Annotated in this window: 15 protein-coding genes and 1 tRNA gene; 6 read left to right on the forward strand and 10 right to left on the reverse strand. The window is 52.1% G+C overall.

Annotated elements, in window-relative coordinates:
* Positions 1 to 343 precede the first annotated feature (343 nt).
* Positions 344 to 1,672 carry a long-chain fatty acid transporter FadL gene (gene fadL, locus AB1E22_RS03455; RefSeq protein ID WP_367594098.1) on the forward strand — a complete coding sequence of 443 codons (1,329 nt, stop codon included), beginning with the start codon at positions 344 to 346 and terminating at the stop codon, positions 1,670 to 1,672.
* Between the two features lie 62 nt (positions 1,673 to 1,734).
* Here the strand turns inward: fadL and mlaA are convergent, their stop codons facing one another.
* The 9 genes from mlaA to ccmA form a co-directional block, all read right to left on the reverse strand.
* On the reverse strand, positions 1,735 to 2,493 hold the full coding sequence (mlaA, locus tag AB1E22_RS03460; protein ID WP_367594099.1) for a phospholipid-binding lipoprotein MlaA: 759 nt from the start codon (positions 2,491 to 2,493) through the stop codon (positions 1,735 to 1,737).
* Positions 2,494 to 2,509: 16 nt separating this feature from the next.
* Positions 2,510 to 3,592 (reverse strand): cytochrome c-type biogenesis protein CcmH, encoded by a 1,083-nt coding sequence (locus tag AB1E22_RS03465; RefSeq protein WP_367594100.1) that lies wholly within the window; start codon positions 3,590 to 3,592, stop codon positions 2,510 to 2,512.
* Positions 3,589 to 4,146, reverse strand: coding sequence for a thiol:disulfide interchange protein DsbE (dsbE, locus tag AB1E22_RS03470; protein WP_367594101.1), 558 nt, complete (start codon positions 4,144 to 4,146; stop codon positions 3,589 to 3,591). The genes AB1E22_RS03465 and dsbE overlap by 4 nt, the downstream gene beginning before the upstream one ends.
* Positions 4,143 to 6,095 (reverse strand): heme lyase CcmF/NrfE family subunit, encoded by a 1,953-nt coding sequence (locus tag AB1E22_RS03475; protein WP_367594102.1) that lies wholly within the window; start codon positions 6,093 to 6,095, stop codon positions 4,143 to 4,145. The genes dsbE and AB1E22_RS03475 overlap by 4 nt, the downstream gene beginning before the upstream one ends.
* Positions 6,092 to 6,571: a cytochrome c maturation protein CcmE gene (ccmE, locus tag AB1E22_RS03480; RefSeq protein WP_367594103.1), complete on the reverse strand. Its 480-nt coding sequence runs from the start codon at positions 6,569 to 6,571 to the stop codon at positions 6,092 to 6,094. The genes AB1E22_RS03475 and ccmE overlap by 4 nt, the downstream gene beginning before the upstream one ends.
* Entirely contained in the window at positions 6,568 to 6,780 is a 213-nt protein-coding gene (gene ccmD / locus AB1E22_RS03485) for a heme exporter protein CcmD (protein WP_367594104.1), read from the reverse strand. Before ccmD ends, ccmE begins: the two co-directional genes overlap by 4 nt.
* Complete coding sequence (locus tag AB1E22_RS03490) at positions 6,777 to 7,514, reverse strand: heme ABC transporter permease (RefSeq protein ID WP_367594105.1); 738 nt, start codon at positions 7,512 to 7,514, stop codon at positions 6,777 to 6,779. Before AB1E22_RS03490 ends, ccmD begins: the two co-directional genes overlap by 4 nt.
* Before the next feature lie 124 nt (positions 7,515 to 7,638).
* Positions 7,639 to 8,298 (reverse strand): heme exporter protein CcmB, encoded by a 660-nt coding sequence (gene ccmB, locus AB1E22_RS03495; RefSeq protein WP_367594106.1) that lies wholly within the window; start codon positions 8,296 to 8,298, stop codon positions 7,639 to 7,641.
* The gene (gene ccmA, locus AB1E22_RS03500; protein ID WP_367594107.1) at positions 8,295 to 8,903 is read right to left on the reverse strand and encodes a cytochrome c biogenesis heme-transporting ATPase CcmA; all 609 of its coding nucleotides are present in this window, start codon (positions 8,901 to 8,903) and stop codon (positions 8,295 to 8,297) included. The genes ccmB and ccmA overlap by 4 nt, the downstream gene beginning before the upstream one ends.
* 205 nt (positions 8,904 to 9,108) lie before the next feature.
* Between ccmA and AB1E22_RS03505 the strand changes: the two genes are divergently transcribed.
* The 5 genes from AB1E22_RS03505 to AB1E22_RS03525 all read left to right on the forward strand — a co-directional run bounded on the left by AB1E22_RS03505 (position 9,109) and on the right by AB1E22_RS03525 (position 13,010).
* A complete protein-coding gene (locus AB1E22_RS03505; protein WP_367594108.1) occupies positions 9,109 to 10,074 on the forward strand; it encodes a formate/nitrite transporter family protein in 966 nt (321 codons plus the stop codon).
* Positions 10,075 to 10,180: 106 nt separating this feature from the next.
* Positions 10,181 to 10,255 (forward strand) — tRNA-Arg (locus tag AB1E22_RS03510).
* A gap of 470 nt (positions 10,256 to 10,725) precedes the next feature.
* Positions 10,726 to 11,157 carry a hypothetical protein gene (locus AB1E22_RS03515; protein ID WP_367594109.1) on the forward strand — a complete coding sequence of 144 codons (432 nt, stop codon included), beginning with the start codon at positions 10,726 to 10,728 and terminating at the stop codon, positions 11,155 to 11,157.
* A gap of 111 nt (positions 11,158 to 11,268) precedes the next feature.
* Positions 11,269 to 11,808 carry a DUF2058 domain-containing protein gene (locus AB1E22_RS03520; protein WP_367594110.1) on the forward strand — a complete coding sequence of 180 codons (540 nt, stop codon included), beginning with the start codon at positions 11,269 to 11,271 and terminating at the stop codon, positions 11,806 to 11,808.
* Positions 11,809 to 11,945: 137 nt separating this feature from the next.
* Positions 11,946 to 13,010, forward strand: coding sequence for an FUSC family protein (locus AB1E22_RS03525; RefSeq protein WP_437178406.1), 1,065 nt, complete (start codon positions 11,946 to 11,948; stop codon positions 13,008 to 13,010).
* Positions 13,011 to 13,088: 78 nt separating this feature from the next.
* Here the strand turns inward: AB1E22_RS03525 and AB1E22_RS03530 are convergent, their stop codons facing one another.
* Positions 13,089 to 15,758, reverse strand: a complete 2,670-nt coding sequence (locus tag AB1E22_RS03530; protein ID WP_367594112.1) for an autotransporter domain-containing protein — start codon at positions 15,756 to 15,758, stop codon at positions 13,089 to 13,091.
* Between the last annotated feature and the right edge of the window lie 145 nt (positions 15,759 to 15,903).

Below are 15,903 nucleotides of genomic sequence, written 5' to 3' on the forward strand. Positions count from 1 at the left end.
GGATTAAACAATTCCTGCCTATTTTACGCTCCCCGTTGAAGCGACTCCAGCCGTTAATCTTGTTGAAATCTGTAAGTGACGCAAATCACACTTAAAAATGATCCAGAACAAGATTCACTGATTTGGGTATGTGACCCATCAGGCGATTTTGCCAAACAGATCTCGTTTCGACGATCAAGTTCGAAAAATGTTCGAAACATACTTGCAACAAACTATCTGGTCAGACCTATACTCTCGCCACTGGTCTGCTTTCTCTGTAACAGATCAGCCCCTACTATTCGCGCTCCTGTTACGGTATGTAACATTGTTTGTATAAAAATAAATCTATTATGAGGTTTTGGTCATGAGCCAGAAAAACCTGTTTACAAAGTCAGCCCTCGCGGTTGCAGTGGCAATAGTCTCATCGCAGGCGTACTCAGCCGGCTTTCAATTAAACGAGTTCTCTTCCTCTGGCCTTGGCCGAGCTTACTCTGGGGAAGGTGCAGTCGCAGATAATGCGGGCTCCGCCAGCCGTAACCCCGCAACGATTATGATGTTCGACCGCCCTTCATTCTCTGGCGGTGCAGTATTTGTTGATCCGGACGTTAATATTTCTGGTACTTCTCCTTCAGGCCGTAGCACCGATGCGGATAACATCGCACCGACGGCCTGGGTTCCAAACCTCCACTTTGTTGCGCCTATTAACGAACAATTTGGTTGGGGCGCTTCAGTTACCTCTAACTATGGTTTGGCAACAGAATTTAATAACGATTACACCGCAGGTTCTATGGGCGGTAAAACCGACCTGACGACGCTGAACCTGAATCTGAGCGGCGCATACCGTTTAAACAATAACTGGAGCTTCGGCCTTGGTTTTGATGCGGTTTACGCTAAGGCGAAAATCGAGCGTTATGCAGGTGATTTACCACAGTTGATTGCGGGTAACCCATCGTCACCTCTGACACCAGCACAGCGTCGCGCCATCGGCTCTCTGCCTGGCGACACCCAAATCGCGCACCTGAAAGGTGATGAATGGGGCTACGGTTGGAACGCCGGTATTCTTTATGAAATCGATAAAGACAACCGCTACGGTTTCACCTACCGTTCAGAAATTAAAATCGACTTCGACGGCGACTATAAGAGCAACCTGCCTTCTGCCTATAACCCGCTGTTGTCTAACTTCGGCTTACCGGCTGGTACCAACGGACAAACTGTCCCTGGTTCTCTGACCCTTAACTTGCCTGAAATGTGGGAGCTGTCTGGTTATAACAAAGTGGCACCGCAGTGGGCCATTCACTACAGCCTGACTTACACAAGCTGGAGCCAGTTCCAGGAGCTCAAAGCCACCGGCAACAACGGCCAGACGCTGTTCTATAAAGATGAGAGCTTCAAAGATGCGTACCGTATCGCTTTAGGTACCACTTACTTTATGGATAAAAACTGGACCTTCCGCACCGGTATCGCATTTGACGATAGCCCGGTTCCGGCAGATAACCGTTCCATCTCCATCCCGGATCAGGACCGTTTCTGGATCAGCGCCGGTACCACCTACGCGTTTAACGATGATGCATCTGTAGACCTGGGCGTTTCCTACATGCACGGTCAGCACGTTGAAATCAACGAAGGCCCTTATACCTTCCAGTCTGAAGGTAAAGCCTGGCTGTACGGCATGAACTTTAACTACGCATTCTAATCGTTAACAGTGACAAAAAAGGCGAAACCTCGGTTTCGCCTTTTTTATATCTCGCTTATTGATTACTGCGAGTCGATATCTTTTAAATCATCCTGAATCACTGCGGCATTCGGGTTGACCTGCGGTGACAGTTTACCGCCGTTAGCGATAAAATCATGACGCTGGAAGTACGCCTCGCGCACCAAAATGTACGGATCGCTCGACTGTTTCAGCAAGCCGTCAGAATCCAGTAACTGGGCACGGGTTTCAATCCCTTCGACCGTCCATTTACCGATAGACATCGGCCATGTCAGCCAGGAGAGCAGCGGATACAGCGTATCGGCGTAATCACCACCTTCCTCGCGCAGCGTGAAACTGCCGTAGAAAGGCAACTGCACATAAGGCCCGTAACCCACGCCGTAATGCCCCAACGTCGAACCAAAGCGGTGCGGTTCTTCACGCTGCAGTTTCGGGTTCGCCATGCCAGCCACGTCGATAAAACCGCCCATGCCCAGAAGCGTGTTCAGGAAGAAGCGCGTAAAGTGCACCATCCCCTGATAAGGGTTGCCCTGAATGAAGAAGTTAACCATGGTCGCGGGTTCTTCCAGGTTGCTGGTGAAGTTACTCAGCCCATTACGTGCCGGTTGCGGCACATAATCACGCCATGCAACAGCCACCGGGCGCACGACATACGGATCCAACACATTAAAGTTGAAGTTGTACATTGTGCGGTTGAACCCTTCTAAGGGATCCGAACGCCCTTGTGGTTGTGTCTCGGCCGAACTCGCACACCCTACTAAAACGGTCGTCGCCAGTGCCAGCCCGGTCAGGCGGAAATTCATATGTCTCTCCCTGTGATTATTGCTCTGCGTTCTCAACTTTTTTGGTGTCATCCTGACCCGCCTGTGCAGCTTTGGCCTGTTCGATGCTTCTTTGCACCACAGCCCGACGCTGATCGTTTGCGGGTAAGACTTGCAACATGATTTGCCATGCACCAATAGCTTCGCGGTAATGCTGTTGTTCAAAAGCGTTGAATGCCAGCAGGCTTAATACACGAACATTTGTATGGTCCGCTTGTAGCAATTCTCGCAAAAGATCCCCACCCAGTTGGTTATCTTGCGGATCGCCACTGCGGGTCAGTACTTCAGCATAGCCCAGCTTTACATTACTGTTAGTGGGCGACAGTTTATACGCATGGGCAAAGGCTTGTGTAGCAGTAGATGCATTATTCAGAACCATAGCAATTCGCCCGAGCATCATCCACCCCTCAATATTGTCAGGTTCATGCTGCAAACGGGTGCGCAATCCAAGGCCGAGATTAGCCATTTCAGGCATGTTCAGCGGTTCAGCTTCAGGATCCAGTGCGCGCTGTAGCAATTGCGGAGTCTGATTTGAGACTTGCTTCCAGGCTCGCACCTGCTGCCAGTCGGAAGTGTTGAGATAAACGCCCACGCTCACCACAATCAACATCACCGCTCCGGGAGCAAAAAACCAGAAGTGCGCTTTTTTGGAGATAACAGGACGTTCTTCGTTTTCCGCGTCGTCACTGAAATAGACCCGCCGCTTACGGCTTCGCATCACAATCACACCCGCGCCACCGAGAACAAACAGCAGCGGAAGCACCCACAAAATAACGGTGGCAGGCGTTAACGGGGGCTCATACGTGACGAAATGGCCATAACGCTCGACCATATAATCAATAATCTGCTGCTTCGTTTTGCCCTGCTGCATCAGCTCATAGACTTTCAGACGCATGTCAGAGGCAATCATCGCGTTGGAATCGGCAATGCTGTTGTTCTGGCATTTTGGGCAGCGTAATTGCTCGGTCAACTGGCGGAACTGCTGCTCCTGCGCTTCATCTTTAAACTGAAAAGTGTCTATGGCCGCCAATACATGAAATGAGAACAGGAATGCGACGATGAATAACCCGATGCGTTTCATGCGCCTGCCTCTTTATTGTATTTGTCCCACAGCGGCTTCAGCTCCTGCTGCCAGACGCGATCGTTCAGATCTCCCGCATGGCGATAGCGAATGATCCCTTTCCCGTCGATCAAAAACGTTTCCGGCGCGCCGTAAACACCGAGATCCAAGCCTAACATGCCATTGCCATCAAACAGGCTCAGCGCATAAGGGTTGCCTAACTCATTCAGCCAGTTAATGGCTTTACGGCGGTCGTCTTTATAGTTCATCCCTACTACGCGAACGCCCTGCGCTTTGAGACCGTTAAGATACTGATGTTCAGCGCGGCAGGTCGGACACCAGGTTGCCCAAACGTTTAACAGCAGCGGTTTTCCATCGGTCAGCACCGCCTGGTCGTAGGTTTTTCCTGGGTTTTCCAGGGACTCAAGACGGAATACCGGCACCGATTTCCCAACTAATGCCGATTCAAGATTCGTCGGGTCATCGCCCTGCGCATTACGCGCCAGTTGCCAGAGCAACATGGCCGCCAGCAGCAAAAACAGCACCAGCGGGATAAATAATATTTTGCGATTCATGCGGCCTCCGGCTCGTTTTTACGCTGGCGATAACGCGGGTCGAATAAGCAGAACAGCCCGCCGAGCGCCATCAAAATCCCGCCCGTCCAAATCCAGCGCACAAAAGGTTTGTAATAGAGGCGAACCGCCCAGCTTCCGTCATCTAATTCTTCACCGAGTGCGGCGTAAAGATCACGCGTGACGCCGCCGTCAATGGCAGCTTCGGTCATCATCGCCCGGTTGCTGTTATAGAAGCGCTTCTCCGCATGCAGCGTGGCTTCGGGTTTACCGTTGCGCGTCACATCGATAATGCCGACGCCGCCCCGGTAGTTCGGGCCAACCAGCTCATGCACATCGCGGAACACAAAGTGGTACTGATGAATATCGATACTGTCGCCCGCTTTCATGCGCACATCGCGTTCAATGCTGTAATTCTGGCTAAAGGCGATACCGACAACCGTCACCGCCAACCCCAGGTGACCCAACACCATGCCCCAATGGCTGCGCGGAAGTTTCCATAAACCTTTGAGTAGGCCATGGCGATGTGTCGCGCGCTCATACACTTCCATCAGCGCCAGCACAAACACCCACACCGCCATCAACAAACCGACTGCCGTCATCGCCTCAATGCGGTCTTGCATCAGCCACGGCAGGATAAGGGAAAGCGCGATGGTCATCGCCACCGCAATCACCAGCCTTTTAACCAGTTTTTGCGGTTCATCACGACGCCAGCGCACCAACGGGCCGATGCCAAGCAGCAGCGCAAACGGGGCCATCAGCGCGGTAAACATGGTGTTGAAGAACGGCTCGCCGATAGAAATACTGCCCAGGCCAAGCTGTTTATGAACCAGCGGCAAGAGCGTCCCCAGCAACACCACTAACATGGCGGCAATCAACAGCACGTTATTCCCCAGCAAAAAGGATTCCCGCGACCACAAACTATTGCCCACGCGCGACCGGACTTTGCTGCCTTTCACCGCATACAGCAGCAGCGAGCCGCCAATCACAATCACCAGGAATGCGAGGATAAACATGCCCCGCGCCGGGTCGGAAGCAAAAGAGTGCACCGAAACCAACACGCCGGAACGCACCAGGAAAGTCCCCAGCAAACACAGCGAAAACGCCGTAATCGCCAGCAGCACCGTCCAGGCTTTAAAGCTGCCGCGTTTTTCTGTCACCGAAAGTGAGTGGATGAGCGCGGTCCCCGCAAGCCACGGCATAAACGAAGCGTTTTCAACCGGATCCCAGAACCACCAGCCGCCCCAGCCTAATTCGTAATAGGCCCAGGCCGACCCCAAAACAATGCCGACGGTCAAAAATGACCAGGCGGCTAACGTCCAGGGACGCGTCCAACGCGCCCAGGCAGAATCCAGTTTTCCCGCCATCAGAGCGGCAATAGAAAACGCAAAAGCCACGGAGAAACCGACATACCCCATATACAACAACGGCGGGTGGAAAATCAGGCCAATATCCTGCAACAGCGGGTTCAGGTCGCGCCCTTCAATCGGGTAATCCGGCAGCGTGCGGGTGAAAGGATTCGAGGTGAAAATGATAAACAGCAGGAAACCAAAGTTAATCATCCCCATCACCGCCAGCACGCGAGCCACCGCGTCTTGCGGCATACTGCGGCTAAACAGCGCCACGGCAAAGGTCCAGGCACTCAGCAACAACACCCACAGCAGCAATGAGCCTTCATGAGCGCCCCAGGTCGCAGCCACGCGATACCAGACCGGCAACTCGGTATTTGAGTTATTGGCGACATACAGCACCGTGAAATCATTCACAACGAAGGCGTTGACCAGCACCAGGAAACTGGCGCACAGCGTGATAAACAGCGCCCATGCCAAAGGACGGGCGGAAGCCATTAATCGCGAGTCACTTCGCTTCACGCCCCACAACGGGTAAACACTGAGTAACAATGACCAGCCAAGCGCCAGACAAAGCAAAAAACTGCCTGTTTCAGGCATCATGAGGCGTTATCCTTATAGACCTGCGGCGCACGTTTATGGTTTTTATCCATCGCCTCTTTTACTTCCGGCGGGGTGTAATTTTCATCATGCTTCGCCAGTACTTCTTTGGCTTCAATCTTATTCCCCTCTTCAAATACGCCTTGCGCCACCACGCCCTGCCCCTCGCGGAACAGGTCAGGCAAAATACCGACGTAGCTGACATCAACCACGCCGCTGGCGTCGTAAATTCTGAAGGTCACTTTCAGGGTTTGGTTATCACGCTTCACGCTGCCCGGTTGAACCATGCCGCCGACGCGTAAACGCTGGCCGGGTTCCGGCAATTGGTGGCTTTCCCCTTTGCCATACAGGATTTCACTCGGGGTATAGAACAGGTCGATATTGCTGCGCAGCGCATACAACACCAGAGTGAGGGTTAACCCCAGACCCACCAGCACCGCCAGCGCCAGATACAGCCGATTTTTACGACGAGTATTCATTCAGTTCCCTCTGCTTGTCGTGCCGCCTGAATACGTCTTTCCCGCGCTTTTTGACGCGTGACCGCGTGTAAAATGGCGCGGCGTTGCCAACGGGTGTACAACACCAGGGCCAGCAAGGGAATGAAGGTCAGCGCAACGGCCAGCCAAACGTAAAACGCATAGCCGCCCATGGCAAAAAAATCATTCCAGTTTAAAAATGCGCGCGTCATGCCTCTCTCCCTTTATTGGCAAGCTCCATCACCCACGGGCGACGCTGTTCCTGAAGAAGAATAAGATTGCGCAGCCGCATCAGCGTCAGCGTGGCAAACAGCATCAGAAAACCGAAGATAGTCAGACGCAGCGGGGTGCGCATTGAAGGGTCGATGCTTTGCTGCATATTGGTGGAACCCTGATGCAGCGTATTCCACCACTCCACGGAGAAATGGATAATCGGTAAATTCACCACGCCCACCAGCACCAGAATGCCCGCCGCACGACCGGCCAGGCGTTTGTCATCAAAAGCGTTGTACAGCGCAATCACGCCGATATAGAGAAACAGCAGCACCAGCTCGGACGTCAGACGCGCGTCCCACACCCACCAGGTTCCCCACATCGGTTTGCCCCACGCCGACCCGGTAACCAGCGCGATAAAGGTAAACACCGCCCCGACAGGAGCCATCGCCGCCACGGCGAGATCAGACATTTTCATCTGCCACACCAGGCCAATAAATGCCGCGACCGCCATCGAACCGTAGATCCCCATCGACCAGATAGCCGCAGGAACGTGCAGATACATAATGCGATAGCTCTGCCCCTGTTGATAATCTGCGGGCGCAAAACCAAACCCCCAGACACAGCCAGCCACTAACAGCCCGGCGCTAATTAGCGCGAACCACGGCACAAAAAGCCCGCATATCTGGTAAAGCCGCTCGGGTTTAGCGAGCTGATGTAACCATTTCCACATAATTATTTGCTCACGAAATCATAACAATGGTGGATGACGCTTCGCTTATCCACCCTACAAGATATTGATAGATCTTATTTTATGTAGGTCGGGTAAGGCGCAAGCCGCCACCCGACATAATTCTTTATTGCACACTTACGCGCAGTGCCGCCGCCGTCGCAAACGGGCTTAACGTGGCGCTCCCCGCGAGCAGCGCCCCAAGAATCGCCAGATAACCATCAACAGGAAGATGCATCGATGCCGCGTCCATTGCCGCGGTAGCAAAGATTAGCAGCGGAATGGTTAACGGCAAGACCAGCAAACTCAAGAGCACACCATTGCGCCGCAGGCCGACCGTAAGCCCCACGCCGGGTGCGCCTAAAAAACTCAGCGTTGGCGTTCCCAATAGCAGCGTCAGCGCCATGACCTGCCAGCCGTAAAAATCCAGACCCAGCAACAAAGCGGCGAGCGGCGAGAGAATCAGCAGCGGCAAACCTGTCACCACCCAGTGAGCGGTCACTTTCGCTAACACCACCGCGGGCAAAGGGATGGGCAACAGCATGAGCTGCTCAAGGGAGCCATCCTGAAAATCATCGCGGAACAGTCGGTCCATCGCTAACAATGAGGCCAGCAGCGCCGCCACCCAAATCACGCCCGGCGCAATGCGCGCCAGGAGCTGCGATTCAGGGCCAATCCCCAAGGGAAACAACGTGATAACGATCAGAAAGAACCATAGCGGGTTAGCGATTTCCGCCCCTTTGCGGAACACCACGTGCAGTTCTTGCAGGAAAATGCGGCGCATCATGCAAATCTCTCCTGCAAGTGAATCTGGCGAACATTGTCCACGGCAAGCGGCTGGTGGGTGGTGAGTATCACCATGCCGCCATTTTCGGTATGGCGCTTGAGCTGCCGGGTGAGTTTTTCCACGCCCGCAACGTCAATGGCGGTAAAAGGCTCGTCGAGGATCCAGAGTTTGTGCGCACTCAGCCACAAACGCGCCAGCGCAACACGGCGCTGCTGCCCGGCAGAAAGTTGGTTTACCGGAACATCCTCGAACCCCGCCAGGCCCACTTCAGTAAGCGCTTGCCAACGTAGATTTTCCGCACCTTCAGCGTGGTAAAAGCTGAGATTTTCAAAGGCGGTGAGAACGGTTTTGATGCCGGGCTGATGCCCAAGCCAGAGTAGATCCTGATGATACTGATAGCGGTTGCGCGACAACGTTTCCCCTTGCCACTTCACCTCGCCCTCCTCGGCCTGCGCAAGCCCCGCCAAAATCCGCAGTAACGACGTTTTGCCTGCGCCATTTTTCCCAGCGATTTGCACCATTTCCCCCGGACGGACGCTAAACGACAACTCGCTAAATAACACGCGGTCATCACGTACGCAGGTCAGGTTAATCGCATCAAGCATTTGGGGAGCCACTCCTTGTCTCGGGATGCAAAATCATAACACATCATAGTCTTTGCTCCAGATTGGCTACCGCAGATGCGGTACTCCAAAAGAGGTAATCCTCACACATAAGATCAAAATAAAGTCGAATTCCCGCGCCTGGCAGGGAATCGCGTAAAAAGCCGCTACGCTTAATGGAACAAGTCACGCATGAGTAACCTAAAAAATGGATGAATTAAAAGAAGAGAAAATCGACAAATCAACCGATGAGATTGAAGTCGAAAGTGACGAGAAAGATCACGGAGAAAAAATAGAAGTTGATGAAGAGCAGCTCCCCTCCCGGGCAATGGCCATCCACGAACATATCCGCCAGGACGGTGAAAAAGAGCTGGAACGTGACGCAATGGCATTGCTCTGGTCAGCCATTGCCGCAGGCTTATCAATGGGCGCATCGCTGCTGGCAAAAGGGGTCTTTCACGTCAATCTGGATGGCGTTCCCGGCGGTTTTCTGCTGGAAAACCTTGGCTACACATTCGGGTTTATCATCGTCATTATGGCGCGTCAGCAACTGTTCACCGAGAACACCGTCACCGCCGTACTCCCCGTGATGCATAAACCCAGCGGGATAAATTTCCTGCTGCTGTTACGTTTATGGGGCGTGGTTCTGCTGGGTAACCTCATCGGCACCGGTCTTGCGGCGTATGCGTTTGAATATATGCCCATATTTGACGAGCAGACGCGTGATGCGTTCGTTACCATCGGCATGGAAGTGATGCACAACACGCCGGGAGAAATGTTCGCCAATGCGATTATTTCCGGCTGGATAATCGCCACCATGGTGTGGATGTTCCCGGCAGCGGGATCGGCAAAAATCGTGGTGATTATCATCATGACATGGCTGGTTGGGCTGGGGGATTTAACCCACATTGTGGTCGGCTCCATCGAAGTGCTCTACCTGGTCTTTAACGGTACCATTCACTGGAGTGATTTCTTCTGGCCGTTCGCCATCCCCACGCTTGCGGGCAACATTTGCGGCGGTACCTTCATCTTCGCGCTGATTAGCCATGCCCAAATTCGTAACGATATGAGCACTAAGAAAAAAGCCGAGGAAAAAGCCAAAGCGAAACGTAAACAAGACGTCGAGGGTGGCAAAGAGAGCGACAAAGGCGAAAAGCAGGCGCGACGGGCATAAAACTGGTTACGTTTCAGGCAAACAACCTGCAAGCCCCTTAACGCGGCCCTAAAAGCGGGTATACTAGCGCCCTCATTACCCGCCCGCACTGCCCGGCGGGTATTACGTCCTCTTAGTTAAATGGATATAACAAGCCCCTCCTAAGGGCTAATTGCAGGTTCGATTCCTGCAGGGGACACCATAATCCTTTTTAAAAACAATTACTTACATCCATTTTTTGTAGGTCGGAAAAGCGCAGCGCCTTCCGACGATACGGTGCAAATCGTGGATAACGCTGTCGTTTACCCCTCCACAAATTCTGCCTTTATCTCAATTTTGCGAGTTCCTTCGCACCTCAAAAATGCAACGTTGTAATCGCTATTATTCTACTTGTCACCTGCAAACCCGCAGGCGTATTCTTTCTGTGCACCAGCAAAATCTGGTGCCGGGCGTAGGAACCTGGTTTTCTCAAAGGCGATATCAAAGCGTTAGCATCTTTTTGATTGTCGCGGCACCAACACACCTTTATCCTTATCAACGGTGGCGCTGGTGGGGCAACCTTCGGGTTGGCCGATATCCTTTGAGGTCGGTTTCCTACCCTCATTAGCGCCGCCACTCCGAGCGTAGGAACTCCGGTGGTGACGATGTTCACACTCATTGGAGATTACTAAGATGATGTCAGCTCAACACATTTCTCAGACGCAGTTTAATAACGCCCTGCTTTCCCCGATCACCGCCAGCATGGATCTGTTCCAGCTTCTCGACGTCTGCGAATCACTTGCCGATGAACTGATCGAGTGCAAAACCGACACCGAACAGCAAGCGTTGTGTGGCCGCCTCGCCCACTGCCTGGACGTAATGAAAACCACGTTTAACCAGCCGCTACCGGCGTATCTGGTGGAGCGTCTCACCGTCGAAAAAGAAGTCAAAATACAGGTGAATCACGACTCAGAAATACAGCGCCAGTATTGCTACGCGCTCACCCAAACACTCTTGAGCCGCGCTCACACCGTTGAGGTGAATCGCGCATTAACCGGCATGTTGTTTGAGCTGATTAACGAACTGGTCGAGGATTTACAGGCCCCGCGCTTTTTACGCGGTTAGGTAAGATTTTGTTGGCGGGCAGCAATTTGCGGCCCGATCTCACAATCTGGCACAGCCTCGCCTGTTAAGGGTATAATTCTGACTATTATTCCATTGGTTTCAGAAACGAATATGACAAAGCTAACGTTACAAGAGCAGATGCTTAAAGCTGGATTAGTCAGCAGTAAGAAACTCGAGAAAGTACAAAGAACGGCTAAAAAATCTCGCGTTCAGGCCCGCGAGGCAAGAGAGGCTGTTGAAGAGAATAAAAAAGCGCAAATGGAACGTGATAAGCAGTTGAGCGAGCAGCAAAAACAAGCCGCCTTAGCCAAAGAATATAAGGCTCAGGTCAAGCAGCTTATTGAAATGAACAGGATCGTTATTGCCAAAGGCGATATTGGGTATAACTTCACAGACGGTAATGTGATTAAAAAAATCTATGTGGATAAAACGACGCAAACTCAGTTGATCAATGGCCGTCTCGCTATTGCACGCCTGGTTGCGGAAAATGGCCGTGATAGCGAATACGCCATTATCCCCGCAAGCGTTGCCGATAAAATTGCCCAGCGCGATGCAAGCAGCATTGTATTAAACAGCGAGCTGAGCAAAGAAGCACTGGACGAAGATGATCCGTATGCTGATTTTAAAGTGCCAGATGATTTGATGTGGTAAGAAAAATTTCTCTACGCTTAACCAGGGGCGATGGACTGTAACCATTGCCCTGACCTCCAAAAGCCGTATAGCTGGCGGCCTTTATCGTTTTTCGCTCCATCCAAAGTAAACCTTAAATGAAGAGATCTTTTTTCGCCGTGCGCTGTGATAAGCCATTGAGCCCGCTGGAAGTGAGTATTTATCGCAACTATCGGTTTATCCACGCCGCCCGTATTGCTATCGCGTTTGTGCTGACATTCCTGTTTATCAGGATGTTGAATTTACCCGATCACTCCTGGCCGCTGATTACCCTTGTGGTGGTGATGGGGCCGATTAGCTATCTGGGGAACGTTATCCCACGCGCCTTTGAGCGAATGGCGGGAACCCTGACCGGTGCCGTTTTGGGCTTAATCGCTTTGCGCATCGAAATGTATTCCTTGCCTTTGATGATGGTGTGGTGCGGGTGCGCGGCGTTTTTATGCGGTTATTTAACCATGAGCAAGCGCCCGTACGCCTCGTTGTTGATTGGGATAACTCTCGCGGTGGTGAGCAGTGCCCCCGCCGGGGATATGCAAACCGCATTGTGGCGCAGCGCCAATATTATTCTTGGCTGTGTTCTGGCGATGTGTTTTACCAGCATTTATCCGCAGCGGGCGTTTATCCACTGGCGTATTCAGCTCGCTGCGTTTTTAAATGATTTTTCAAAAATTAGCGCAACGGGCTCCTCACATAATGTGATTACCCGCCCTGACCTGACGAAGCTCCATACCAAAATTTTGAGCCACGTGGTCAAGATGCGCAGTTTGATTACGCCGGTCAGCAAAGAAGTGGGGATCCCTAAATCTACGCTGGAAGAAATTCAGTTAATCATCCGCGATATGGTCGCCGTGCAGCGCTTCCAGATTGATGCGCACTGGGCAACACGCGGAAGCCGTTTTCTGCTGGTGAATTCACGCACGCTGGCGGATGTGCAGGAGATGACGCAAAAAACCCTGAAAGCACTGGCGCTGGCGTTGCATGAAGGCAATCCAACCCCTATCGCGGCTAACAGCGAACGCCTGAATGAAATCACAGAAGAATTACACGACTTGCTGAACGCCCATGAAGGCAATGAGGTGGTGGAGAGCGCCATTCACGGGTATGTATGGCTGAGTATTCAGTTGGCGGTGCAGCTTGAAAAGCTCTCGGTGTTAATCACCAATGCGCTGATAGAAAAGAAATAAGTTTCGACTCTATTTTTCCGCAGGCCCTGTTAAAAAGAGCCTGCGGGAAGTGCATTATTTGTGGATTTCGAACGATTATTACCAGTAATACTTGAGCCCGGCGCTGGCAGAAAGCGCCTGCTCGTTAGCGGTGCTGCTCTGCATTCCGGCAAAAATCTGAACGCTATTGAGCAATATATAGTTAATATTCAAACCGTAATCGAAACTGTTGCGGTCAAATTCAGGTGAATCAAGGGAAATATCTTGCCCGCTCAGATTGGTCGCCAGGGTCATATCACTGATATTACGCGAAACCACTTTGCTGACCTGCGCCCAGGCCCCGACGCGTAGCGCATCGCTCACCAGATAGTTAACCCGCGAGCCCAGAGCGACACTGCTCTGCTCCCCCTTCATGCCGCTGACATTCACCCCATGAAGATTATCTTCATCCACGCCATCGGTGCGCGAGCGGTCATATTCCACGCTGGCATAAGGTGTCACATCCACTTCATGCGGCAACTCGAAAGTGTAACCTGACTCGAGATAGAGGGTCGAACTGCTGATGTCGGTATTCGATTTCTCGGTGCTCTGCGAGCCATTACTCATTACCGGGCGCTTAATGTCGGCATTCCCACGCTGGTAAATCGCAAGGCCATTGATATAAAACGATGCGGCGTCGTACTGGGCGTAAGCGCCAAATCCGTCCTGTTTGCCTTTCAGGCTGCCACCGTTTCTGTCGAGCGTAACGTTCATCTCATTTTTATTGATGAACCCACCCAGCAATAAGGCATGACTGACACGACCATCCATTCCCAGAGAGGTGTTGTTGGTTGTACTGGTGACCTTATTCCACCCGTCCGGATGGTACTGGTTTTTCATGTAGTCATGGGAGGTCCACACGCCTGGCGTGGCCTCCTCCATTCCGTCCATCGCGCTTAAACGGTTGGCGACGGTTTGCGTCAGGCGGTTTTGCTCCGCCAGCAATACGGAAGGCAGTTCGGCATAAATCACTGCGGAATGGCTGTCCACAATGTGCTGCACGGCGTCACCTGAAGTGGATGACTGAAGATTAGCCGTGTAATCCAGCAGTTGCTGTTCATTCGCGGTTAACACCGCGCCATTTTGTTGTCTTTGCGCAACGGCATTTGCCGCGGCGAACATGCTGTCTACCACTTTGGCCCCGGCTTGCGACAACGCATCGCCCGCCCCTACGGCATCCTGAGCAGAAATTTGTGTCACATCAAAGTTAACGTTGTCCGCCGCGTAAGTGACGCGATCCACCGCCAAAAATTTGCTGCCGTTGACCTGGCTGAATTGCCCCTGCACTCGCTGAGCATGGAGGATGTCGTAATTACCGCCGGTGACGAAATTCTTGTTCACCAGATTTACGGTGCCGTCCAGTTCAGCATTGCCGTTAATCTCAAGCTGATGGCTAATATAGGCATTTAACACGCCGTCGTGGCTTTGTGTGTAATCCCCATTGACGGTCAGCGAGCCCTGAGATAAATCTACCGTCCCGTTATTGTGGGTTGAGCTCACCGCACCTGAACCGGATAATATGCCCTGCGGAGCAATAGTAACGCCTCCCCCGTTGATGCTGCCGGAAACCAGAAGCGTGCCCTGATTTACCGTGGTGTTGCCGGTGTAACTTTCGTTACCTGCAAGTTCCAGCACACCGTTGCCACTTTTAATCAGGCCCGCGTTCCCTGAAATATCATTCCCAAAGACATACTGTGAATCAGGCACCTGCGCATTGAAATCCCCAAACAGGGAAGAAAAAAGTGCCGGGCCGTTCTCGGCGCGGGATGCGTTTAATTCACCCCAGCCAAAAGTGTCATTGTAAGGTAAACCTGAATATGAGCCATCTGGCAGGTAGTCGGCGGTGGTTAATAAGGTTTGTTTCACCTGACTTGCTGTCATCCAGGGGTATTTATGCCATACCTCTGCGGCGGCAGCCGTAACCTGCGGTGCAGCGCCTGACGTCCCGTAGAAATTGATATAACCGTTATTATTAAATTCACGAAGCGGCCCGGTCACGTATTGGCCCGCCAGGCACCAGGCTGCGGCGCGTCCACAGGCGTTACTGCCTTTAATCTGGCCATTCTCATCAAGGCCACGATAGAGTTGTTTATTATCATCAATCCCCACCGCCGTAAGCAGCCCATTGGCTATCGTGTTATCCACTAACGGCGTCAGGCTTTCCGCCGCGGGATCTAAGCGCGCATCATTCCCGGCAGAAAAGACAATTAAGCCGTTGGTCGCAGCCAGGTAACGTAATACATGTGTGGCATTTGAGTTCGCCTCATAATGATTATCACTCCCCCATGAGGCATTAAATAAATTCACCCCATAGTGGTTATGCAAATCAAGAATTGCGGCCATTTGATCGTTAATTGCTGAATGGCCCTGATGATCGTTAGAGGTTTGGGCTTCATATAAATCAACGTTCTGGCTACCGGTATAAGTTCCCTCATCCCCGTTGCTGGCAAGAATTTGCGAAACATAGCTCCCGTGCCCGGCAACGTCCGTCGTCGCGACTGACGGCGAGTGGGTAATATCATCAGGGGTATATACGCCGGAGCCAAGGTTATTTCCTTGCCCCACATAACGTAAAATATGGCTGACTTTTCCCGCAAGGTTACTCAGGCTTTGATTAACACCCGAATCCAGCACGCCGACTTTAACGTTATTATCTGCTGATGCGGGCGTCTGAGCCTCAGGTGTTTTAAGCGGAACATTATCTGGCGGTATATTAACTGGCGCATTCACTGCCTGAGAAGAACTCCCCCCGCCACCTCCTCCACCGCCACATGCAGTTAACACAAATAAAACAAATAGAGAAAGATTTTTGCGTCTGAATATTTTAATCATCATTATTAATGTATATTTTTGGATATTGTTTTAGGGTTATAAA

The sequence above is a fragment of the Buttiauxella gaviniae genome, from assembly GCF_040786275.1.
Classification (GTDB): Bacteria; Pseudomonadota; Gammaproteobacteria; order Enterobacterales; family Enterobacteriaceae; genus Buttiauxella; species Buttiauxella gaviniae_A.